Genomic DNA, 23,334 nt, shown 5'->3' with positions numbered 1-23,334 from the left:
GCGGGTCCGGAGCGCCGGGAGAGCGTCCGGACCCCATGGAAAGAAGGCGACAGCGTGACCAAGCAGGTCAAGCAGCTCGACCGCGTGATCATCCGGTTCGCGGGTGACTCCGGCGACGGAATGCAGCTCACCGGTGACCGGTTCACCCAGGAGTCGGCAACGTTCGGCAACGACCTGTCGACGCTGCCCAACTTCCCTGCGGAGATCAGGGCCCCCCAGGGGACGCTGCCCGGAGTCTCGTCGTTCCAGGTGCACTTCGCCGACCACGACATCCTCACCCCGGGTGACTCCCCGGACGTGCTGGTGGCGATGAACCCCGCGGCGCTGAAGGCCAACCTGGGTGACCTGAAGAAGGGCGCGACGATCATCGTCGACAGCCACGACTTCACCTCGCGCAACCTGTCCAAGGCCGGCTACGCCGAGAACCCGCTCGAGACCGAGGAGCTCAGTGAGTTCGCGGTGCACGCCTTCGACCTGACCGACATGACCGTCGAGGCGGTCAAGGAGTTCGGCCTGACCCGCAAGGACGCCGGCCGCGCGAAGAACATGTTCGCCCTGGGCCTGCTGTCGTGGATGTACGGCCGGCCGACCGAGCCGACCGAGACGTTCCTGCAGCGCAGGTTCGCCAAGGCGCCCGACATCCGCGACGCGAACATCACCGCGTTCAAGGCCGGCTGGAACTTCGGTGAGACCACCGAGGCGTTCGTGGTTCAGTACGAGATCAAGCCGGCCCCGATGCAGCCGGGCATGTACCGCAACATCACCGGCAACCTCGCGCTCGCCTACGGCCTGATCGCCGGCGCCACCCAGTCCGGGCTGCCGCTGTTCCTCGGCTCCTACCCGATCACCCCGGCCTCCGACATCCTCCACGAGCTCAGCAAGCACAAGCGGTTCGGTGTCACCACCTTCCAGGCCGAGGACGAGATCGCCGGCATCGGCTCGGCGCTCGGCGCCTCGTTCGGAGGCGCGCTGGGCGTGACCACGACCAGCGGTCCGGGCATCGCGCTGAAGTCGGAGACGATCGGCCTGGCGGTGATGACCGAGCTGCCGCTGGTAGTCGTCGACGTGCAGCGCGGCGGGCCGTCGACCGGCCTGCCGACCAAGACCGAGCAGGCCGACCTGCTGCAGGCGATGTTCGGCCGCAACGGCGAGGCACCGGTGCCGATCGTGGCGGCCCAGTCGCCCGCGGACTGCTTCGACGCCGCACTGGAGGCCACGCGGATCGCGGTCACCTACCGCACGCCGGTGATGCTGCTGTCGGACGGCTACCTGGCCAACGGCTCCGAGCCGTGGCGGATCCCCGACGTCGAGGACCTGATCACGATCGACCCGAACTTCGCCACCGAGCCCAACCACGCGTCGAAGGCTGCGACCGACGGCGAGCCCGACGAGTTCTGGCCCTACCTGCGCGACGAGGACACCCTCGCCCGGCCGTGGGCGGTGCCCGGCACGGCCGGCCTCGAGCACCGGATCGGCGGCCTGGAGAAGGGCGAGGGCCACGGGAACATCTCCTACGACCCGGCCAACCACGACTACATGGTCCGGACCCGGCAGGCCAAGGTGGACCGGATCGCCGACTCGATCCCCGACCTCGTGCCCGACGACCCGTCGGGGCGGGCACGCGTGCTCGTGCTCGGCTGGGGCTCCACCTACGGCCCGATCGGGGCGGCGGTACGACGGGCGCGGCTGGCCGGCCACCAGGTCGCCCAGGTCCACCTGCGCCACCTCAACCCGTTCCCGAAGAACCTCGGCGAGATCCTGAAGTCCTACGACCGGGTCATGGTCCCCGAGATGAACCTCGGGCAGCTCAGCCTGCTGCTGCGTGCCAAGTTCCTGGTCGACGTGGTCGGCTACAACTACGTGCGCGGCCTGCCCCTCAAGGCGGCCGAGCTCGCCGACGCCATCAACGACCTGTGCGACTCGGTGTCCTCCGCCGACGCCGCGCCGGTCGAGACCCCGAAGGAGACCGTGCGATGAGCACCCAGTCCCTGCCCTTCCCGGGCCTGTCGGCGATCCCGACGACCGACGTACCTCAGACCAGCAAGGACTTCAGCAGCGACCAGGAGGTCCGCTGGTGCCCCGGCTGCGGTGACTACGCCGTGCTCAAGGCCGTGCAGGGCTTCCTGCCCGACCTCGGCCTGCGCCGGGAGAACATCGTGTTCGTCTCCGGCATCGGCTGCTCCTCGCGGTTCCCCTACTACCTCGACACCTACGGGATGCACTCCATCCACGGCCGGGCGCCCGCGATCGCCACCGGGCTCGCGACGTCGCGCGCGGACCTGTCGGTGTGGGTGGTCACCGGGGACGGCGACGCGCTGTCGATCGGCGGCAACCACCTGATCCACGCGCTGCGCCGCAACGTGAACATGACGATCCTGCTGTTCAACAACCGGATCTACGGACTGACCAAGGGGCAGTACTCCCCGACCAGCGAGCTGGGCAAGGTCACCAAGTCCACGCCGATGGGCTCGCTGGACAACCCGTTCAACCCGGTCTCGCTGGCGCTCGGCGCCGAGGGTACGTTCGTGGCCCGCACCATCGACTCCGACCGCAAGCACCTCACCTCGGTGCTGTCCGCGGCCGCCGCCCACCGGGGCACCGCGTTCGTCGAGATCTTCCAGAACTGCCCGATCTTCAACGACGGCGCGTTCGACGAGCTCAAGGGTCCCGACACCAAGCAGACCGCGATCATCCCGCTCGTGCACGGCGAGCCGATCCGCTTCGGCGCACCCGGCGAGGACGGCCTCGGCTCCAAGGGCGTCGTGCGTGACCCGGCGACCGGTGCGCTGCGGGTGGCCACGGTCCGCTCGGCGGAGAACCCCGACGGGGTCGACCCGGCCGAGGTGCTGGTCCACGACGCACACGCCGACGACCCGACGACCGCGTTCGCGCTGTCGCGGCTGACCGACCCGGGCTACCTGCACCAGGCCCCGATCGGGATCTTCCGGCAGGTCGACCACCCGACGTACGACGACCTCGCGCGCGGCCAGATCGCCACGGCCCGCGCCGGGCACGACGACACCGCCCACGAGCTCTCCAGCCTGCTGCACAGCGGCGACACCTGGACGGTGGTCTGACCCACCCCGGTGGTCGAGGAGGGAGCGAAGCGACCGTCTCGAAACCACCGGCCCGGGACACGTCTCGCCGGTGGTTGAGGAGGGAGCGAAGCGACCGTCTCGAAACCACCTCGCGAGACCGACAGAGGGCTGCTCCCCACGGGGGAGCAGCCCTCTGCGGTCACCTGGCCGGCTGAGCGGCTCAGTAGCGGTACACGTACAGGTACTGCCGGCTCGGCGAGGCGAGGAACGCCTTGTCAGCAGGCGTCTTGACCCGGTAGTCCCAGGTCGGGCCCACGCGCGGCGGCAGCGCGACCCGCACGCTGAACCGGCTGCGCTTGTTGGTGCGCACCTTGGTGAACGCCGTCCACCGGCAGCGCTCGCACTTGCGCTGCAGGACCTGCACCACCCGGTTCTTGTACGTCGGGACGACCCGGCCGAGCAGCACCATGCCGCCGTTCTTCCGGCGACTGTCGAGCTTGAAGTCGCGCAGCACGCGGATGCCCTTGGCGGCGCTGGTGGACGGGGTGAAGGTCAGCTGGGCGCCGTCGTAGTCGCGGGTCTCACCGGCGTACACCACCCGGTACGCGGCGTTCTGCTTGGCCGGCACGCCGTAGAAGGTGAACTTCCCGTCCCAGCCGTTCCCGGTCTGGTTGCCGACCGCGACCCAGCCGCGGCCCGGGAACTGACGCTGCAGGACGACCTCGGCGCTCTCCACGCCGAGCTGCTCGCCCTGGTAGGTCGTCTGCACCTGACCCTCGATGTCGAAGGTGTCGTTGTAGCGCAGCCGGTTCTTCTCCAGCTCGATGACGACCGTCGTGGACAGGGTCTCCGCCGCGGTCGCCGGCGCGACGACGGCAGCGCTCCCGGCCAGCAGCCCCACCGAAGCAAGTAAGGTCAGGAAACGATTGAAACGCATGATTTGCCCCCCATAGCGGCAATACGTGGGAGAATGTCCCGCTCACCCTAGAGCCTGCCCGATCGTATGAGACACCGGGTCTCGTCAGCCGGTCGCCGCGGCTCTCCCTCGGGCAGACAGTTAGGCTCCCGTCGTGGCAGAGACTCGACGCGGCTTCCTCCTCGGCGCCGCGGCCTACGCGATGTGGGGTCTCTTCCCCCTCTACTGGCCGCTGCTCCGCCCGGCCGGAGCGGTCGAGATCCTGGCTCACCGCGTCTTCTGGTCGTTGATCGTGATGCTGGTGCTCATCGCGGTCCTCGGCCGGACACAGCAGCTCCGCGCGGTGCTGCGCCACCGGCGGACGTTCGGGATCCTCGCGCTCGCGGCGGTGGTGATCGCGGTCAACTGGGGCACCTACATCTGGGGCGTCAACAACGAGCACGTCGTGGAGACCTCGCTCGGCTACTTCATCAACCCGCTGGTGACCGTGCTCATGGGCGTCGTGGTCCTCGGTGAACGCCTGCGCCGCCTGCAGTGGGTGGCGATGGGGCTCGCCACGGTCGCCGTCGTGGGGCTCACCGTGGAGTACGGCCGGCCCCCGTGGGTCGCGCTGGCGCTGGCGTTCTCGTTCGGCAGCTACGGCCTGGCCAAGAAGAAGGCCAACGTCGGCGCGGTGGAGAGCCTGACCGTCGAGACGCTGGTGTTGGCACCGGTCGCGGCGGGCTACATCCTGTGGCTGATGAGCCAGGGCAGCTCCACCTTCGGCGGGGAGGGCGCGGGTCACGTGAGCCTGATGGTCGCGACGGGCGTCGTGACCGCCGTACCCCTGATCTGCTTCGGCGCCGCCGCGACCCGGGTGTCGATGACGACCATCGGACTGCTGCAGTACCTCGCGCCCACGATCCAGTTCGCACTCGGGGTGCTGCTGTTCGGCGAGGACATGCCGCCGATGCGCTGGGTCGGCTTCGGCCTGGTCTGGGTGGCGCTGGTCCTGTTCACCTACGAGGCGATCACGCACCGCCGGCGTCAGCTGCGGCTGACCGCGCAGGCCAGCGCCATCTGAGCACGGCGCCGGTCGACCAGAGTTCACCGGACAGTCATCTGCGGCACGGCTCGGGGTACCTTCCCGTCCCTAGCCTCGGCCCTGAACTCACCGTCCCAGGAGCTGACCATGACCATCACCCCGCAGCGTCCGCTGCTCCCCCTGCTCACCACGGGTCCGCACGGCTCACGCAGCGCGATGACCTGCCACTACCGCTGCGCCAACGCCTGCGACCACCCCGAGCCGAACCCGACCGACAACGAGTCGATGCGCGACCTGGTCGAGTCCTCCATCGCCAGGCGGTCGCTGCTCAAGGGCGGTGCGGTCGCCGGCGGGGCCCTCGTGATCGGCGGCCTCACCGGCGGTCTGCCCGCCGCGGCGGCACCCGCGGACCCCCGGCCGGCCGCGCGGAGGAGCGTCGCCGGGCCGTTCAGCCCGGTCGCACCCAACGTCCGCGACGCGGTCACGGTCCCCCGCGGCTTCGACCACCGGGTGGTGATCGGCTGGGGGGATCCGGTGGTGCCGGAGGCGCCCGCGTTCGACGTGCGCAACCAGACGCCCGAGTCGGCTGCGACACAGTTCGGCTACAACTGCGACTACGTCGGCGTCGTGCCGATCGACCGCACCAATGCGCTGCTCGTGGTCAACCACGAGTACACCAACGAGGAGCTGATGTTCCCCACCGGCAGCTACGACGCCGCGACGATCAAGAGGATCGCGATGGCCTCACACGGCATGTCGGTGGTCCAGATCCGCCGCAAGAACGCCGAGTCCGGTGCCTGGCACCGCGTCCAGCCCTCGCGGGCGCAGTACAACCGCCGAATCACCGCGCACAGCCGGTTCCGCCTCGACGGCCCGGCGGCCGGCGACCCGCGCCTGCGCACGAGCGCCGACCCCACCGGCACCGTCGTCCGCGGCACCTTGAACAACTGCGCCGGCGGCATGACGCCGTGGGGCACCGTGCTCAGCGGCGAGGAGAACTTCAACGGGTACTTCGAGGCCTCCGGCGACCTCGACGCCCGCTACACCGAGTCCTACGCCCGCTACGGCATCTCCGCCGAAGGCGGTGGCCGCGACTGGAAGGCCGTGGACCGCCGGTTCGACCTCAGCAAGGAGCCGCACGAGCCGTTCCGGTTCGGCTGGGTGGTGGAGGTCGACCCGACGTCGCGCCGTTCCACGCCGCGCAAGCACACGATGCTGGGCCGGTTCAAGCACGAGGGAGCCAACGTGGCCGTCGACCGCACCGGACGGGTGGCGGTGTACATGGGCGACGACGAGCGCGGCGACTACATCTACAAGTTCATCTCCCGCGACAAGATGGACCGGGGCCGCTCCAAGCGCGCCCGCCGCCACAACCTGAACCTGCTCGAGCACGGGACCCTGTACGTCGCCAAGTTCACCGGTGACGGGCTCGGTGACGACGTGTACGACGGGACGGGCCGGTGGATCCCGCTGACCAGCGACGAGAAGTCGTTCGTCCCGGGCATGTCGGTGGCCGACGTACTCATCGACACCCGGCTGGCCGCCGACAAGGTGCACCCGACGAAGATGGACCGTCCGGAGGACATCGAGGCCAACCCGGTCAACGGCAAGGTGTACTGCGCGCTGACCAACAACTCCAAGCGCGGCGAGACCTTCCGCGCCGACGAGGCGAACCCGATCACCGAGAGCATGGTGCGCGAGCAGCTCGGCGCACCGCTGACCACGGCGAAGGGCAACCGCAACGGCTACGTCCTCGAGATCACCGAGGACGACGACCGCCCGGTCGCCCGCCGGTTCCGGTGGAGCCTGCTGCTGGTCTGCGGGGACCCCGAGGCGCCCGAGACCTACTTCGCCGGCTTCCCCAAGGACAAGGTCAGCCCGATCAGCTGCCCCGACAACGTCTCCTTCGACCCGGCCGGCAACCTGTGGATCTCCACCGACGGCAACTCGCTGGGCTCCAACGACGGGATCTTCCGGGTCCCGGTCGAGGGCCCTCGGCGTGGGCAGGTCAAGCAGTTCCTCACGGTGCCGCGTGGCGCCGAGGCCTGTGGCCCGCTGGTCGGCGAGGACGGCCGCTCGGTGTGGGTCGCGGTGCAGCACCCCGGCGAGATGGACGGCGCGACCTTCGAGCAGCCGGGCAGCACCTGGCCGCACACCCACGGCTTCCCCCGACCCTCCGTCGTGGTCGCCTACCCCGCCTGACCAGTCCCCCCTCGCGGGTCCTGAGGTTTACCAAGTTAACTAGGGAAACCGGTACTCAGCACGGCGTATTCGCCATGGTAGGTACCGGTTTCCCACGTTAACGTGGGAAACCTGGGACAGGAGGGGCGACCCCGGGAGCGGGAGGGGTCAGGAAGTGCGGGTAGCGATGAGGGCGGCGAACGCGTCGAGCGCCTCGCGGACCGGGCCCTCGGGGAGCACCTTCAGCAGCTCGCGCGCCTCGTCGGCGCGTTCGATGACGTAGCGCCGAGCCTCGTCCATCGCCGGGTGCCGCCGCAGCAGCTCGAGCGCCTCGGCATGCAGCGCGTCGTCGGTGAGATCGGCGTCGAGGAGCTCCAGGAGCCGGGCGTCGGCGGGGTCGGTGGACCGCTTCGCGATCAGCACCGGCAGCGTCGGCACGCCCTCGCGGAGATCGGTGCCCGGTGTCTTCCCGGACTCGTCGGACTCGCTGGCGATGTCGAGGATGTCGTCGGAGAGCTGGAAGGCGGTGCCGACCTTCTCGCCGTACTCCGTCAGCGCCTCCTCCACCTCGAGCGGGGCACCGGCGAACCGGGCGCCGTAGCGCGCGGAGGTGGCGATCAGCGAGCCGGTCTTGCCGGCCACGACCCGCAGGTAGTGCTCGAGCGGGTCCTCGTCCTCGCCGGGGCCCAGCGTCTCGAGGATCTGGCCCTCGACGAGCCGGCTGAAGGTCTCCGCCTGGATCCCGACCGCCTCGGCACCGAGCCGCGCGGTGAACACCGAGGACTTCGCGAAGAGGAAGTCGCCGGTGAGGATCGCGACCAGGTTGTCCCAGCGCGCGTTGGCCGACTCGGCGCCGCGGCGCAGGTCGGCCTCGTCCATGACGTCGTCGTGGTAGAGCGACGCGAGGTGGGTCAGCTCCACGACGCAGGCCGCGGTGACCACGTCGTCGCGCGACGGGTCCCCGGTCTCGGCGGCCAGCAGCACCAGCAGCGGCCGGAACCGCTTCCCGCCGGCCTGCATGAGGTGCCGTGCGGCGTCGGTGACGAACCGCGCCTCGCTCTGCACGGCCTCGTCGAGGAGCTGCTCGACCTCGAGCATCCGGGCGCGCAGCCGTGCCTCGAGCCCGGCATCGAGGATCGGGAACGCCAGCGACGGCGCGGCTGGTGTTGTCGACACCGCGTACGGCTCCTTCTCTGTGCGACCGCCCCCGAGGACGGTGCAGGTCAGCGGATGAACTCCCCGGCCGCGGCGGCCAGGTCGAGGACCGGACCGGGTACGACGCCCAGGACCAACGTGGCCGTGAAGCCCACAGCGATCACGATAGTCGTCAGGATGCTCGGCATCGTAACCGTGGGTCCCTCACCGACCGGCTCGGAGAAGTACATCAGCACGATCACGCGGATGTAGAAGAACGCCGCCACCGCGCTCATCAGGACCGCCACGACCACCAGCGGCCAGGCGCCGCCGGCCAGGGCCGAGGCGAAGACGGCCCACTTGCCGGTGAAGCCGCTGGTGAGCGGGATGCCGGCCATGCCGAGCAGCAGGAACGCGAACACACCGGCCACCAGCGGGGACTCCTTGCCGAGCCCCGCCCAGCGCGAGAGGCTGGTCGCCTCCCCGCTACCGTCGCGTACGACGGTCACCACGGCGAACGCCCCGACGGTCATGAAGCCGTAGGTGACGAGGTAGAACAGCACCGCCTGCACCGAGGTGATCCCCTCGGTGGCGCCGGAGCCCGCCTGCTGCGCACCGATCAGGCCGGTCAGGATGAAGCCGGAGTGCGCGATCGCGGAGTAGGCCAGCAGCCGCTTGACGTCGGTCTGGGACAGCGCGATCACCGACCCGACGACCATGGTCAGGATCGCGATCACGTACAGCATCGGGGTCCAGTCCCACCGGGCGCCGCCGAAGCCGACGTAGAACAGCCGCAGCAGGGCGCCGAACGCGGCGATCTTGGTGGCGGCGGCCATGAAGCCGGTCACCGCCGTGGGGGCGCCCTGGTAGACGTCGGGCGTCCAGGCGTGGAACGGCGCGGCGCCGACCTTGAACAGCAGGCCGACCGCCATCAGGCCGATGCCGCCGAGCAGCAACGCCTCGCCACCGGCGCGGCCGGATACGGCCTCGCTGATCGCGTCGAGCTCCATCGAGCCCGCGAAGCCGTAGGTGAGGGCGACACCGTAGATGAAGAAGCCCGAGCTGAACGCGCCGAGCATAAAGTACTTCAGCGCGGCCTCCTGGCTCAGCAGACGGCGGCGACGCGCGAGCCCGGAGAGCAGGTACAGCGGCAGCGAGAGCACCTCGAGCGCGACGAACATCGTCAGCAGGTCGTTCGACGCCGGCATCAGCATCATGCCGGTCAGCGCGAACATCATCAGCGGGAAGACCTCGGTGTGCTCGAGGCCGCGGGTCGAGGCCTCGCGCTCGTCCTCGGTGCCCGGCAGCGCCGCTGCCTGGCCGGCGAAGGAGAGCACGCCGCCCTCGAGCTGACGCTCGGCGAACAGCAGCACGCTGATCAGGGCGAGCACGAGCAGGGTGCCCCACAGGAACACCGTCGGGCCGTCGACCGCGACCGAGCCGGACGCGGCGATCTGACCCTTCGCGGCCCCGTCGGCGACGTCGTCGAGGGTGGTGCCGACGACGACGGTGACCGCGAGCCCCGCGATCACACCGCCGAGGGCCAGCAGCACCTGGATGAAGTACCGCGAGGTGCGCGGGGCGAACGCCTCGACCAGCACGCCGAGCACGGCGACGCCGGCGATGATCAGCAGCGGTGAGAGCAGGCTGTACTCGATGCTGGGAGCCTGGAACTCTGCAGCGAAGGTCACTGGTCGCTCTCCTCTTCCTCACCGGTGCCGGCGGTCGCCGGGACGTCCGGAGCAGGGTCTGACACGCCCACCTGCTGCAGGGTCTCCTGCACGGCGGGTTCGATGATCGCGGTCAACGGCTTGGGGTAGAAACCGAGCACGACGATGAGGACCAGCAGCGGTGCGAGGGCCGTGACCTCGCGCAGCCCGAGGTCCTTCATCGAGGCGACGGCCGGGACCGTGGGCCCGGTCATCGTGCGCTGGTACATCAACAGGATGTAGAGCGCGGCCAGCACGATCCCGAGCACGGCGAAGACGGCGTACCACCAGTTGTAGGCGAACGTGCCGACCAGCACCAGGAACTCGGAGACGAACGGCGACAGGCCCGGCAGCGACAGCGACGACAGGCCGGCGACCAGGAAGATGCCGGCCAGCACGGGCGCCACCTTCTCGACGCCGCCGAAGTCGCTGATCAGCGCCGAGCCACGGCGCCGGATCAGGAACCCGGTGACCAGGAACAGCGCCGCGGTCGACAGCCCGTGGTTGAACATGTAGAGCGTCGAGCCGACCTGGCCGTAGCTGTTGAGCACGAAGATGCCGAGCACGATGAACCCGAAGTGGGACACCGAGGTGTAGGCGATCAGGCGGGAGATGTTGTCCTGCCCGATCGCCAGGAGTGCGCCGTACAGCACCGAGACCACCGCGAGCACCAGCACTACCGGGGTGGCCCACTGCGAGGCCTCCGGGAACAGCCCGAGGCCGAAGCGGATCATGCCGAAGGTGCCGATCTTGTCGAGGATGCTCACCAGCAGCACCGAGGTGCCCGGCGTGGCGTTCGCGGTCGCGTCCGGCAGCCAGGTGTGCACCGGGAACATCGGCGCCTTGATCGCGAAGGCGATGAAGAAGCCGAGGAACAGCCAGCGGCCGACGTTCTGGTCGAACTCGATCTGGCTCAGCTCCGAGAGCAGGTACGTCGGACCGAACTCGCTGTCGCGGGACACGACGTACAGCCCGATCACCGAGGCCAGCATCAGCAGACCGCCGAGCAGGGAGTACAGCAGGAACTTCATCGCCGCGTAGGAGCGACGGACCCCGCCGAAGCCGCCGATCAGGAAGTAGATCGGGATCAGCGTGGCCTCGAACAGCACGTAGAACAAGAACACGTCGGTGGCCGCGAAGACACCGATCGCGAAGCCCTCGAGGGCCAGCATCCAGGCGAAGAAGGAGTTCACGCTCCAGCGGCCGCCGTCGCCGTCGTTCCACGAGGCGAGGATGACCACCGGCGAGAGGATCGCGGTCAGCAGGACCAGGGTCAGTCCGATGCCGTCGACGCCGAGCGCGTAGTGCGCGCCGAACGCCTCGATCCAAGTGACCTCCTCGGTGTACTGGAACCCGCCGCCGACGTCGTAGCCGAAGCCGATCACCGCGGCGATGGCGAGCGTGACCAGCGAGACGCCGAGGGCGACCTGCTTGGCGAGCACCCCGTCGGCGCGCTTGGGCAGCATCGTGACCACGGCGGCACCGACGAGCGGCACCGCGATCAGAACGGTCAACCAGGGAAAGCTCACAGCGACACCAGCCTCAGCATCTCGTCGTTCTCGGCAAAGTCTCGTGACAGGTTGCTCATCCGAGGTTCACCGCCAGCAGCACGGCCAGCACCAGGACCGCTCCGGACAGCAGCGAGAGCGCGTAGGAGCGGACGAAACCGGTCTGCCAGCGCCGCATCCGGCCCGACATCCCCGCGAACGCGGCGGCGGTGCCGTTCACCGCACCGTCCACCCCGCGCTCGTCGAAGGCCGTGAGGTCGGAGACGAACCGGTCGCCCGGACGCATGAACAGGCCCTCGTTGATCGCGTCGCCGTACAGGTCCGCACGAGCGGCGCGGGTGAACACCGAGACGTTCGCCGGTGCCACGCGCGGCACCTCCGGCTTGCCGACCAGGAACCAGGCCAGCGCCACACCGGCGGCCACGACCACGGTCACGATCAGGCTCATCACGATCGGGGCGACCGCGAGCTCGTGGTGCTCGGTGTGGCCGACCACCGGCTCGAGCCAGGTGACGATCCAGTCGCCGAGCAGCAGCACACCGCCGAGCACCGACAGCGCGGCCAGCACCATCAGAGGCACCGTCATCACCTTGGGCGACTCGTGCGGGTGCACGCCGTCGGCCCAGCGCTTCTGGCCGAAGAAGGTCATCAGCATCACGCGGGTCATGTAGAACGCGGTGATGCCGGCGCCGAGCAGCGCGGCGAGACCCACGACGAGGTTCTCGCCGAACGCCGCCTCGATGATCTTGTCCTTCGACCAGAACCCGGAGAAGCCCGGGAAGCCGATGATCGCGAGGTAGCCCATCGCGAAGGTGAGGAACGTGACCGGGACGGCCTTCTGCAGCGCGCCGTAGTGGCGCATGTCCACGTCGTCGTCCATCGCGTGCATCACCGAGCCGGCGCCGAGGAACATGTTGGCCTTGAAGAAGCCGTGCGTGAGCAGGTGGAAGATCGCGAACGCGTAGCCGGCGACACCGAGACCGGCGGCCAGCATCATGTAGCCGATCTGGCTCATCGTCGACCCGGCGAGGGCCTTCTTGATGTCGTCCTTGGCGGTACCGATGATCGCGCCCCACAGCAGCGTGACCGCACCGACGATCACGACCGCGGTCTGCGCGACCGGCGCCGCCTCGTAGACGAAGTTCGACCGCACCACGAGGTAGACGCCGGCGGTGACCATGGTCGCGGCGTGGATCAGCGCGGAGACCGGGGTCGGACCCTCCATCGCGTCGAGCAGCCAGGACTGCAGCGGCACCTGGGCCGACTTGCCGGTCGCGGCGAGCAGGAGCAGCAGGCCTAGCGCGGTGAGCACGCCGTCGGAGGCCTCACCGGCGACCGCGGACAGCTCGCTGAAGGCGACCGACCCGAAGGTGGCGAACAGGAGGCTGATCGCCAGGACCATGCCGATGTCACCGACCCGGTTCACCACGAACGCCTTCTTCGCAGCGGCGGCTGCCGACGGCTTGTGCTGCCAGAACCCGATCAGGAGGTACGACGCGAGGCCGACGCCCTCCCAGCCGAGGAAGAGCACCACGTAGTTGTCCGCGAGGACCAGCACGAGCATCGCCGCGACGAACAGGTTGAGGTAGCCGAAGAACCGGCGGCGGCGCTCGTCGTGGGCCATGTAGCCGATCGAGTAGACGTGGATCAGCGCGCCCACACCGGTGATCAGCAGCAGGAACAGCGCCGAGAGGGGGTCGTAGAGCAGCGCCGCGTCGACGTTGAACGGACCGGCCTCGATCCAGGACCACAGGTGCTGGCCGACCGCGCGCTCCTCGGCGTCGCGCCCCATCAGCGAGAAGAACGCGAGGAGGCTCAGCACGAACGAGCCGGTGACGGTGGAGACACCGAGCCAGTGGCCCCAGGCGTCTGCCCGGCGGCCCGCGAGCAGCAGCACCGCTGCGCCGAGGGCCGGCAGCGCGATGATCAGCCAGAGCAGGGAGAACACCCCGTCGGCGGAGCCCGGCTCGATCACCGGGACACTCTCGGCCAGGGATGTCATGGCGGCAGTAGGCAACTTCTCGCTCCTAGAACTTCAGCAGGCTCGCGTCGTCGACCGAGGCCGAGCGACGGGTCCGGAAGATGGTCACGATGATCGCCAGGCCGACCACGACCTCGGCGGCGGCGACGACCATCACGAAGAACGCCGTCACCTGGCCGTGCAGGTTGCCGTGCACGCGGGAGAAGGTCACCAGCGCCAGGTTGGTGGCGTTGAGCATCATCTCCACGCACATGAACAGCACCAGGGCGTTGCGGCGGGTGAGCACACCGACCGCCCCGATCGTGAACAAGATCGCGGACAGGACGAGGAACGGGGTCTCGCTCATCAGCGCTCCTCCCCTTCGTTGCCGGTCTGGTCGGTGGTCGCGCCGGTGCTCTGACTGGTGCCCTCGCTGGGGTCACCCTCGATCGGGCCCTTCGGCGTGGCATCGGGACGACCCGGGATGTTCGAGGACCCGTCGTCGTGCAGGCCCCGGGTGAGCTCGGTGATGTCGTCGGCCAGGCGTCCGGCCGAGCGCACGGTGCCGCGCGCGGCGAGCACCCGGGAGACCGAGATCTCCGAGGGCGTCCCGTCCGGCAGCAGCGCAGGCGTGTCGACCGCGTTGTGGCGGGCGTAGACACCCGGGGCCGGCAGCGGGCCGGGGTGCTTGCCGGACTCGGCGTAGTCTCGCATCCGCTGGGCGGCCAGGTCGCGCTGGTTCAGCTTCGGCTTCAGCCGCTCGCTGTGGGCGAGCACCATGGTGCCCATGCCGGCGGTGATCAGGAGCGCGGCCGTGGTCTCGAAGGCGATCGCGTAGCGCGAGAACAGGAGCTGGGAGAGGCCCTGGATGTTCCCGTCGCTGTTGGCCTCCTCGAGACCGACGACGGAACCCACACCCACCTGGGCGATGCCCAGCACGAGCACCAGGCCGAACAGCACCCCGACGATGATCGCGAGCAGCCGCTGGCCCTTGATCGTCTCCACCAGGGAGTCGGAGGCGTCGACGCCGACGAGCATCATCACGAACAGGAACAGCATCAAGATCGCGCCGGTGTAGACGATGATCTGCACCGCGAACAGGAACGGCGCGTCCTGGAGCAGGTACATCACGGCCAGGCCGATCATCACCACGGCCAGCAGCAGGGCACCGTGGACCGGCTTGCGCGTGAAGAGCACGCCGAGTGCGGCCAGCACCATGATCGGCGCCAGCAACCAGAAGGTGATCACCGGTCGGCCTCGCTCTCGTCGTGGGCGGCACCCGGCTTGGTCTTGAAGGCGCCCCGGTAGTAGTCGGTCTCGTCCTCGCCGAGCAGCATCGGGTGCGGCGGCTGCTCCATGCCGGGCAGCAGCGGGGCGAGCAGGTCGGACTTCTCGTAGATCAGGTCCGCACGGTTGTCGTCGGCCAGCTCGTACTCGTTGGTCATCGTGAGCGCGCGCGTCGGGCACGCCTCGATGCACAGCCCGCACAGGATGCAGCGCAGGTAGTTGATCTGGTAGACGCGGCCGTAGCGCTCACCCGGGGAGAACCGCTCCGCCTCGGTGTTCGAGGCACCCTCGACGTAGATCGCGTCGGCCGGGCACGCCCAGGCGCACAGCTCGCAGCCGATGCACTTCTCCAGGCCGTCGGGCCAGCGGTTGAGCTGGTGCCGGCCGTGGAAGCGCGGCGCGGTCGGCCGCTTCTCGAACGGGTACTGGTAGGTGACCGTCTTCTTGAACATCGTCCGGAAGGTCACCCCGAACCCGGCGATCGGGTCCCAGAGCTGCTCCTTGAGCGTGGCCATTACTGCTGCTCCCCTGAGTTGGTTGCACCGGTGGACGTGAACGACGTCGCGCCGCGGCGGATCCGTGTCGCCGGCGCCGGGATCTGCATCGGCGGCACCGGGTAGCCCCCGGCGAAGGTGTCGGCCTCGGCCGCCTCGTCGGCGACCTCGCCGGCCGGGCTCTCCTCGCGGCCACCGCCGACGAAGAACAGGATCCCGAAGATGACCGCCAGGGCGGCCAGCCCGATCAGCAGGACGTCCCGGTCGACACCGCCGTTGACGCTGGCCCAGCGGATCGTGGCGACCGCGCTGATCCACACCAGCGAGATCGGGATCAGCCGCTTCCAGCCGAAGCGCATGAACTGGTCGTAGCGCAGCCGCGGCAGTGAACCGCGCAGCCAGACGAACATGAAGATGAACATCATGACCTTGCCGAGGAACCACAGCACCGGCCAGTAGCCCTCGTTGAACATGCCGTCGTTGATCGACGACAGCGGCCACGGTGCACGCCATCCGCCGAGGAACAGCGTGGTGGCGAGCGCGGAGACGGTCGCCATGTTGACGTACTCGGCGAGGAAGAACAGCGCGAACTTCAGCGAGGAGTACTCGGTGTGGAAGCCACCGACGAGCTCACCCTCGGCCTCGGGAAGGTCGAACGGGGCGCGGTTGGTCTCGCCCACCATCGAGATCACGAAGATCACGAACGACGGCACCAGGATCAGGCCGAACCACAGCCGCTCCTGCGCCGCGACGATGCCCGACGTGGACAACGACCCGGCGTAGATGAAGACCGCGATCAGCGAGAGGCCCATCGCGACCTCGTAGGAGATCATCTGCGCCGAGCTGCGCAGGCCACCCAGCAGCGGGTACGTCGATCCCGACGCCCAGCCGGCCAGGACGATGCCGTAGATGCCGATCGAGGCGATCGCCAGCATGAACAGCACCGCGACCGGCATGTCGGTCAGCTGCAGCGGCGTGGTGATGTCGCTGAACGGCACCTTCACGACCGGGCCGAACGGGATCACCGACCAGGTCAGGAAGGACGGGATCACCATGATGATCGGCGCGACCAGGTAGACGACCTTGTCGGCCGCCTTGGGGATGATGTCCTCCTTCAGCGCCAGCTTCACGCCGTCGGCGAGGCTCTGCAGCAGACCGAAGGGGCCGTGCACGTTGGGGCCCGGCCGGTGCTGCATGCGGCCCACGACGCGACGCTCGAACCAGATGTTGAACAGCGTCAGCAGGACCAGCACCAGGAAGATCAGCAGGGCCTTGACGATGACCAGCCACACCGGGTCCTGGCCGAAGGCCGACAGGTCGTCGGCGGCCACGATCCGGTCGGTCATCAGCGGGCTCATCGAGGCGATGCTCATGCCAGGCCTTCCTTCGACGTACTCGGGACGACACCTTCGAGGCGGACCACCGCTCCGGAGGCGGCCGCGCCCAGCTCGCGCGAGAGCGAGACGCCACTCGAGGTCGCCGGGGCCCAGACCACGTGGTCGGGCAGGTCGGCGACACCGACCGGCAGCTCAACCGACCCGCGGTCGGTGGCGAGGGTGACCAGCTGGCCCTCGTGGACGCCGAGGTGGCCCAGCGTCGCCGAGGACACCAGGGCGACCGCGCGGCGGCCGGTGGCCTTGAGGTACTCGTCGCCGTCGAGCATCCGGCCGTCGTCGATCAGCTGCTTCCAGGTGGCCAGCAGGTAGTGGCCCGGCGCCAGCTCCGGTCCGGGGACCGCCGTCGCGGTGGGGGCCTGCGCCCGCTCACCGTCCCAGGCGCCGAACGACTCCATCTCCGCGCGCGCCTGCTCGACGGTGCGGATGCCGAAGTGCACACCCATCTCCTCGGCGATGCCGGCGAGGATCCGGACCTCGGCCAGCGAGCTCGGCTCGTGGAAGATCTGGGTGAACGGCCTCGGCCGGCCCTCCCAGTCCACGAACGTGCCGGCCTTCTCGGTCACCGGGGCGACCGGGAGCACCACGTCGGCGTGCGGGGAGACCTCGCTGGCGCGGACCTCCAGGGAGACCACGAACTGCGCCGCCTTCAGTGCGGACAGCGCCAGCTGCGGGTCGGGCAGGTCGCGCAGCTCGACGCCGGCGACGACGAGCCCCTTGAGGTCGCCGGTCGCGGCTGCCTCGACGATCTGCCCGGCGTCACGGCCGGGGCGGTCGGGCAGCGCGGTGACGCCCCAGGCCGCGCCGGCGTCCACGCGGGCGTCGGCCACGGCGACCGGACGGCCACCCGGCAGCAGGTTCGGCAGGCAGCCGGCCTCGACCGCACCACGGTCACCGGCGCGCCGCGGCACCCAGGCCAGCTTGGCGCCGGTGGTCGCTGCGAGCGTGGCGACGGCGGAGAGCGCACCGGGCACGGTGGCCATCCGCTCGCCGACCAGGATCACGCCGCCGCCATCGAGGGCGACCTCGCCGTCGTGGGCCAGGCCCTCGATCACGCGGGCCTCGTCACCGGGAGCGGTGCGGATCAGCGTGCCGCGCATCTTCTGCAGACCGCGGGAGGTGAACGGCGCCACCGAGAACACCTGGGTGCCCTTGCGGCTGGCCTTGCGCAGCCGCAGGAACACGATCGGCGACTCGTCCTCGGGCTCGAAGCCGACGAGGACCACCTTGCGCGCCCGCTCGAGGTCGGCGTAGGTGACCTCCAGCGACGTCGCGGCGACGTGGGAGGCGAGGAAGTCCGCCTCCTCCGGCGAGTGCGGCCGGGCCCGGAAGTCGATGTCGTTGGTGCCGAGCGCCACGCGGGCGAACTTCGAGTAGGCGTAGGCGTCCTCGGCGGTCAGCCGGCCGCCGGTGAGCACGCCGACGGACCCTGCTGCCTGGAGGCCGCGCGCGGCGACGGCGAGGGCCTCGGGCCACGACGCCGGACGCAGCTGGCCGTCCTCGGCGTCGCGCACCAGCGGGTGGGTGAGCCGGTCTGCCTGACGGGAGTACATGAAACCGAAGCGACCCTTGTCGCAGTTCCACTCCTCGTTGACCTCGGGGTCGAAGCCGGCGAGACGGCGGGTGACCTTGCTGCGCCGGTAGTCGGTGCGCAGCGCGCACCCGGAGGCGCAGTGCTCGCAGACCGACGGGGTGGAGACCAGGTCGAACGGCCGCGCCCGGAAGCGGTAGGACGCCGAGGTCAGCGCGCCCACGGGGCAGATCTGGATCGTGTTGCCCGAGAAGTAGGACTCGAACGGCTCCTTCTCGTAGATGCCCACCTGCTGCAGGGCGCCACGCTCGATCAGCGCGATGAACGGGTCACCGGCGATCTGCTCGGAGAACCGGGTGCACCGGGCGCAGAGCACGCAGCGCTCGCGGTCGAGCAGCACCTGCGCGGAGATGTTGATCGGCTTGGGGTAGGTGCGCTTCTGCTCGACGTACCGGGACTCGCCGCGACCGTTGGACATGGCCTGGTTCTGCAGCGGGCACTCGCCGCCCTTGTCGCAGACGGGGCAGTCCAGCGGGTGGTTGATGAGCAGGAACTCCATGATCCCCTGCTGCGCCTTGTCGGCGACCGGCGAGGTGGCCTGGGTGCGCACCTTCATCCCGTCGGCGACCTGGAGCGTGCAGGAGGCCTGCGGCTTGGGGATCGGCCGGCCGTTGCCGGCGTCCTCGACCTCGACCAGGCACTGGCGGCAGGCACCGACCGGCTCGAGCAGCGGGTGGTCGCAGAACCGGGGGATCTGCACGCCGATCTGCTCGGCGGCCCGGATCACCAGGCTGTCCTTGGGGACGGAGACCTCGACGTCGTCGATGGTCACCGTGACCAGGTCGGTCTTCTCGACCTCCCCGGCCGCTGCGCCGGACGGAGGGTTGGTGGAGACGCTCATGCGTTGGCTCCCGCGGGTGCGAAGAGGGTGGAGGCGGCGTGGTCGAACGGGCAGCCGCCGTGCTCGAAGTGCGCGATGTACTCGTCGCGGAAGTGCTGGATCGACGAGGTGATCGGGCTGGTCGCGCCGTCACCGAGCGCGCAGAACGCCCGGCCGAGGATGTTGTCGCACTGGTCGAGCAGCAGCTCGAGGTCGGCCTCGGTGCCCTCGCCGCGCTCGAGGCGGGCCAGGGTCTGCACGAGCCACCAGGTGCCCTCGCGGCACGGCGTGCACTTGCCGCACGACTCGTGCTTGTAGAACTCCGTCCAGCGCAGCACCGCGCGGACGACACAGGTCGTGTCGTCGAAGATCTGCAGCGCGCGGGTGCCGAGCATCGACCCGGCGGCGCCCACGGCCTCGTAGTCGAGCGGGATGTCGAGGTGCTCGGCGGTCAGCAGCGGGGTCGAGGACCCGCCTGGGGTCCAGAACTTCAGCTCGTGGCCCTCACGCATGCCGCCGGCGAGGTCGATCAGCTCGCGCAGCGTGATGCCGAGCGGGGCTTCGTACTGCCCGGGCCGCTTGACGTGGCCCGACAGCGAGTAGATCACGAAGCCCTTGCTCTTCTCGGTCCCCATGGACGCGAACCAGTCGGGGCCAAATCTGATGATGCTCGGCACCGAGGCGATCGACTCGACGTTGTTGATCACCGTGGGGGCGGCGTACAGGCCGGCCACCGCGGGGAACGGCGGGCGCAGTCGCGGTTGGCCACGGCGACCCTCGAGCGAGTCGAGGAGCGCGGTCTCCTCACCGCAGATGTAGGCGCCGGCGCCGGCGTGCACGACCAGCTCGAGGTCGTAGCCCGAGCCGTGGATGTTCTTGCCGAGGTGCCCGGCCAGGTAGGCCTCCTGCACGGCGCGCTGGAGGCGGCGGATCACGTGGAGCACCTCGCCGCGCACGTAGATGAAGGCGTGGTTGGCCCGGATCGCGTAGGCGGAGATGATCACGCCCTCCACGAGGGTGTGCGGGCTGGCCATCATCAGCGGGATGTCCTTGCAGGTGCCCGGCTCGGACTCGTCGGCGTTGACCACGAGGTACTTCGGCTTCGGGTTGTCCTGCGGGATGAAGCCCCACTTCATGCCGGTCGGGAAGCCCGCGCCGCCACGGCCGCGGAGGCCGGAGTCCTTCACCGCGGCGATCACGTCGTCCTGGGACATGCCCAGCGCGGTCCGCAGCGCGTCGTACCCGCCGCGGGACTGGTAGGACTCGATCGTCCAGGACCGTTCGGCGTCCCAGTTGTCGGTGAGGACCGGGGTCAGCGTGCTCACTTGTCGCCGTCCTTTCCGTCAGCCTCGGGGTTGGAACCCTTGCCGCCCTCGACGTCGGTCGGGGACTCCTCGAGCCGGGTCTCGGACTCGGCGCGGCGGGTGTCGGCCTCGGCGGCGGCCGCCTCGGCTCCCTGAGGTCCGCTCGTCAGCGCACCGCGACCGGTCTCGGGGGCGGTCCAGCCGCGCTCGCGGGCGACCTGGAGGCCGGCCAGCGAGGCGGGCCCGGCAGCGGGCCCCTCGTCGGCCCGGTCGTCGCTGAACCCGGCGAGGACACGCTCGGCCTCGCGCCAGGTGCTCAGCCGCGGCCCGCGGGTGGAGTGCACCTCCTTGCCCGCCCGGAGGTCGTCGACGAGCTGGGTGGCCTTCTCCGGGGTCATGTTGTCCATGAACTCCCAGTTGACCATCATCACCGGCGCGTAGTCGCAGGCGGCGTTGCACTCGACGTGCTCGAGGGTGATCTTGCCGTCCTCGGTCGTCTCGTCGTTGCCCACATCGAGGTGGTTCTTCAGCTTGTCGAAGATCGCGTCGCCGCCCATCACCGCGCACAGCGTGTTGGTGCAGACCCCGACGTGGTAGTCACCGACGGGACGGCGCTTGTACATCGTGTAGAAGGTCGCGACGCCGGAGACCTCGGCGGCGGAGATGCCGAGGATGTCGGCGCACGCCTCGATGCCGCGCGCGGTGACCCGGCCCTCGACGCTCTGCACCAGGTGCAGCATCGGGAGCAGCGCGGAGCGCGGCTGCGGGTAGCGCTCGGTGATCTGGCGCAGCTCGCGCAGCGTCTCCTCCGGGAGACTGTTGCCGGCGGATGCTCCGTCCGTCGATTCCATCTCGGCGCCCTCCTGAGGCTCTCGAAGGGTCATCGGTCGACTCCACCCATCACCGGGTCGAGCGAGGCGATGGCCACGATGACGTCGGCGACCATGCCGCCCTCGGCCATCACCGAGGTGGCCTGGAGGTTGGTGAACGACGGGTCGCGGAAGTGCGCCCGGAACGGCCGGGTCCCGCCGTCGGAGACCACGTGCGCACCGAGCTCGCCGCGAGGGGACTCGATCGGCACGTAGGCCTGGCCGGCGGGGACCCGGAAGCCCTCGGTGACCAGCTTGAAGTGGTGGATCAGCGCCTCCATGGACTCACCCATGATGTGGCGGATGTGGTCGAGGCTGTTGCCCATGCCGTCGGCACCGATCGCGAGCTGGCTGGGCCAGGCGATCTTCTTGTCCGAGACCATCACCGGGGCGCCCTCGAGCTGGGCCAGCCGGTCGGCGCACTGTTCGACGATCTTCAGCGACTGCCACATCTCCTCGAGGCGGATCCGGAACCGGCCGTAGGAGTCGGCGGTGTCCCAGGTGACCACGTCGAAGTCGTAGTCCTCGTAGCCGCAGTAGGGCTGGGTCTTGCGCAGGTCCCAGGCGTAGCCGGTCGAGCGCAGCACCGGGCCGGTCAGACCCAGCGCCAGGCAGCCGGCCAGGTCGAGGTGACCCACGCCCTCGAGGCGGGCCTTGAAGATCGGGTTCTCGTTGCACAGCGCGGCGTACTCGGGCAGCCGCTTCTTCATCAGGGCGATGAAGTCGCGGATCTCGTCGAGCGCGCCGGGCGGCATGTCCTGCGCGACGCCGCCGGGCCGGATGAACGCGTGGTTCATCCGCAGGCCGGTGATCAGCTCGAACAGGTCGAGCACCAGCTCGCGCTCACGGAAGCCGATCGTCATCACGGTCAGCGCGCCGATCTCCATGCCACCGGTCGCGACCGCGACGAGGTGGGAGGAGATCCGGTTGAGCTCCATGAGGAGCACCCGCATGACCTGTGCCTTCTCGGGGATGTCGTCCTCGATGTCGAGCAGCCGCTCCACGCCGAGCACGTAGGTCGCCTCGTTGTAGAAGGGGCTCAGGTAGTCCATCCGGGTGCAGAACGTGACGCCCTGCGTCCAGGAGCGGAACTCCATGTTCTTCTCGATGCCGGTGTGGAGGTAGCCGATGCCGCAACGGGCCTCGGTGACCGTCTCACCGTCGAGCTCGAGCATCAGCCGGAGCACGCCGTGGGTGGACGGGTGCTGCGGGCCCATGTTGACGACGATCCGCTCGTCGCCCTCCTCGGCCCCGGACACCACGGTGTCCCAGTCCTGGCCGGTGACGGTGAAGACCTTGCCGGCACTCGTGTCCGACGCCTGTGCGTACGGGTCCTGGGTGGTTGTCATCAGCTGTAAAACCTCCGCGTGTCCGGCGGTGGGATGGTGGCGCCCTTGTACTCGACGGGGATGCCGCCGAGCGGGTAGTCCTTGCGTTGCGGGTGGCCCGGCCAGTCGTCGGGCATCTCGATCCGGGTCAGCGACGGGTGGCCGTCGAAGATGATCCCGAAGAAGTCGTAGGTCTCGCGCTCGTGCCAGTCCGCCGTCGGGTAGGTCGCGACCACCGACGGGATGTGCGGGTCGGCGTCGGGGCAGGTGACCTCGAGCCGGATCCGGCGGTTGTGGGTCATCGAGAGCAGGTGGTAGACCGCGTGCAGCTCGCGACCCTCGTCACCGGGGTAGTGCACCCCGGAGACCCCGGAGCAGAACTCGAAGCGCAGCGCCGGGTCGTCGCGCAGCGTGCGCGCGACACCGGCCAGCTCGGCGCGGCGGATGAAGAAGGTGATCTCGCCGCGGTGGACGACGACCTTCTCGATGGCGCTGGCGATGCCGGCGGTCGACAGTGCCGACTCGAACGCCTCGGCGACCTCGTCGAACCAGCCGCCGTAGGGCTTCTGGGTGCCGCCGGGCATCATCACCGGCCGGACGATGCCGCCGTAGCCGGAAGTGTCGCCGCTGCCGTGCACACCGAACATGCCCTTGCGGACGCCGATGACCTCCGGCTCGAGCTGGCCCGGCTCGGCCGGGAGGGTGTTCTCGGGCATCAGGCCGGTGGCGTCGTCCTCGGTGCCGGGGGTCACCTCGTCGAACTCAGCCGGTTCCTTG

18 protein-coding genes are annotated in these 23,334 nt (G+C 69.7%); 4 read left to right on the top strand and 14 right to left on the bottom strand.

The genetic code is table 11. The features are described 5' to 3' along the window. Nucleotides 1-54: 54 nt before the first annotated feature. Together ACYVIH_RS06815 and ACYVIH_RS06810 are read left to right on the top strand one after the other, a co-directional pair. A complete protein-coding gene (locus ACYVIH_RS06815) occupies nucleotides 55-1,977 on the top strand; it encodes a 2-oxoacid:acceptor oxidoreductase subunit alpha (protein ID WP_460867468.1) in 1,923 nt (640 codons plus the stop codon). Then, entirely contained in the window at nucleotides 1,974-3,077 is a 1,104-nt protein-coding gene (locus ACYVIH_RS06810) for a 2-oxoacid:ferredoxin oxidoreductase subunit beta (protein ID WP_460867464.1), read from the top strand. Before ACYVIH_RS06815 ends, ACYVIH_RS06810 begins: the two co-directional genes overlap by 4 nt. A 181-nt stretch (nucleotides 3,078-3,258) precedes the next feature. On the opposite strand, the gene ACYVIH_RS06805 is transcribed toward ACYVIH_RS06810, so the two are convergent. Beyond that, nucleotides 3,259-3,975, bottom strand: a complete 717-nt coding sequence (locus tag ACYVIH_RS06805) for a hypothetical protein (protein ID WP_460867461.1) — start codon at nucleotides 3,973-3,975, stop codon at nucleotides 3,259-3,261. A gap of 133 nt (nucleotides 3,976-4,108) precedes the next feature. On the opposite strand from ACYVIH_RS06805, the gene rarD reads away from it, so the two are divergent. Both rarD and ACYVIH_RS06795 read left to right on the top strand, forming a co-directional pair. Continuing rightward, the gene (gene rarD, locus ACYVIH_RS06800; protein WP_460867459.1) at nucleotides 4,109-5,017 is read left to right on the top strand and encodes an EamA family transporter RarD; all 909 of its coding nucleotides are present in this window, start codon (nucleotides 4,109-4,111) and stop codon (nucleotides 5,015-5,017) included. Nucleotides 5,018-5,125: 108 nt separating this feature from the next. Beyond that, on the top strand, nucleotides 5,126-7,180 hold the full coding sequence (locus ACYVIH_RS06795; RefSeq protein ID WP_460867457.1) for a PhoX family protein: 2,055 nt from the start codon (nucleotides 5,126-5,128) through the stop codon (nucleotides 7,178-7,180). A 147-nt stretch (nucleotides 7,181-7,327) separates the two neighbouring features. Here the strand turns inward: ACYVIH_RS06795 and ACYVIH_RS06790 are convergent, their stop codons facing one another. The 13 genes from ACYVIH_RS06790 to ACYVIH_RS06730 are packed head-to-tail and all read right to left on the bottom strand — an operon-like array spanning nucleotide 7,328 to nucleotide 23,273. Next, entirely contained in the window at nucleotides 7,328-8,335 is a 1,008-nt protein-coding gene (locus ACYVIH_RS06790; protein WP_460867455.1) for a polyprenyl synthetase family protein, read from the bottom strand. A 47-nt stretch (nucleotides 8,336-8,382) separates the two neighbouring features. Beyond that, entirely contained in the window at nucleotides 8,383-9,984 is a 1,602-nt protein-coding gene (nuoN, locus tag ACYVIH_RS06785; protein WP_460867452.1) for an NADH-quinone oxidoreductase subunit NuoN, read from the bottom strand. Beyond that, on the bottom strand, nucleotides 9,981-11,531 hold the full coding sequence (locus tag ACYVIH_RS06780) for an NADH-quinone oxidoreductase subunit M (RefSeq protein ID WP_460867450.1): 1,551 nt from the start codon (nucleotides 11,529-11,531) through the stop codon (nucleotides 9,981-9,983). The genes nuoN and ACYVIH_RS06780 overlap by 4 nt, the downstream gene beginning before the upstream one ends. Before the next feature lie 55 nt (nucleotides 11,532-11,586). Beyond that, the gene (nuoL, locus tag ACYVIH_RS06775) at nucleotides 11,587-13,512 is read right to left on the bottom strand and encodes an NADH-quinone oxidoreductase subunit L (protein ID WP_460867448.1); all 1,926 of its coding nucleotides are present in this window, start codon (nucleotides 13,510-13,512) and stop codon (nucleotides 11,587-11,589) included. Between the two features lie 25 nt (nucleotides 13,513-13,537). Continuing rightward, nucleotides 13,538-13,837, bottom strand: coding sequence for an NADH-quinone oxidoreductase subunit NuoK (gene nuoK / locus ACYVIH_RS06770; protein WP_460867445.1), 300 nt, complete (start codon nucleotides 13,835-13,837; stop codon nucleotides 13,538-13,540). Next, the gene (locus ACYVIH_RS06765; RefSeq protein WP_460867443.1) at nucleotides 13,837-14,718 is read right to left on the bottom strand and encodes an NADH-quinone oxidoreductase subunit J; all 882 of its coding nucleotides are present in this window, start codon (nucleotides 14,716-14,718) and stop codon (nucleotides 13,837-13,839) included. Before ACYVIH_RS06765 ends, nuoK begins: the two co-directional genes overlap by 1 nt. After that, complete coding sequence (gene nuoI / locus ACYVIH_RS06760) at nucleotides 14,715-15,272, bottom strand: NADH-quinone oxidoreductase subunit NuoI (protein WP_460867440.1); 558 nt, start codon at nucleotides 15,270-15,272, stop codon at nucleotides 14,715-14,717. The genes ACYVIH_RS06765 and nuoI overlap by 4 nt, the downstream gene beginning before the upstream one ends. After that, a complete protein-coding gene (gene nuoH / locus ACYVIH_RS06755) occupies nucleotides 15,272-16,609 on the bottom strand; it encodes an NADH-quinone oxidoreductase subunit NuoH (protein WP_460867548.1) in 1,338 nt (445 codons plus the stop codon). The genes nuoI and nuoH overlap by 1 nt, the downstream gene beginning before the upstream one ends. 11 nt (nucleotides 16,610-16,620) lie before the next feature. After that, nucleotides 16,621-19,077 carry an NADH-quinone oxidoreductase subunit G gene (locus ACYVIH_RS06750; protein WP_460867438.1) on the bottom strand — a complete coding sequence of 819 codons (2,457 nt, stop codon included), beginning with the start codon at nucleotides 19,075-19,077 and terminating at the stop codon, nucleotides 16,621-16,623. Further along, on the bottom strand, nucleotides 19,074-20,381 hold the full coding sequence (gene nuoF, locus ACYVIH_RS06745) for an NADH-quinone oxidoreductase subunit NuoF (protein ID WP_460867436.1): 1,308 nt from the start codon (nucleotides 20,379-20,381) through the stop codon (nucleotides 19,074-19,076). Before nuoF ends, ACYVIH_RS06750 begins: the two co-directional genes overlap by 4 nt. After that, nucleotides 20,378-21,211, bottom strand: a complete 834-nt coding sequence (gene nuoE, locus ACYVIH_RS06740; protein WP_460867434.1) for an NADH-quinone oxidoreductase subunit NuoE — start codon at nucleotides 21,209-21,211, stop codon at nucleotides 20,378-20,380. Before nuoE ends, nuoF begins: the two co-directional genes overlap by 4 nt. 29 nt (nucleotides 21,212-21,240) lie before the next feature. Further along, on the bottom strand, nucleotides 21,241-22,578 hold the full coding sequence (locus ACYVIH_RS06735; RefSeq protein ID WP_460867432.1) for an NADH-quinone oxidoreductase subunit D: 1,338 nt from the start codon (nucleotides 22,576-22,578) through the stop codon (nucleotides 21,241-21,243). Beyond that, complete coding sequence (locus tag ACYVIH_RS06730) at nucleotides 22,578-23,273, bottom strand: NADH-quinone oxidoreductase subunit C (protein WP_460867546.1); 696 nt, start codon at nucleotides 23,271-23,273, stop codon at nucleotides 22,578-22,580. The genes ACYVIH_RS06735 and ACYVIH_RS06730 overlap by 1 nt, the downstream gene beginning before the upstream one ends. Nucleotides 23,274-23,334 lie beyond the last annotated feature (61 nt).

The sequence above is a fragment of the Nocardioides pakistanensis genome (genome assembly GCF_054781215.1).
This window is presented reverse-complemented; position numbering and strand designations above follow the sequence as displayed.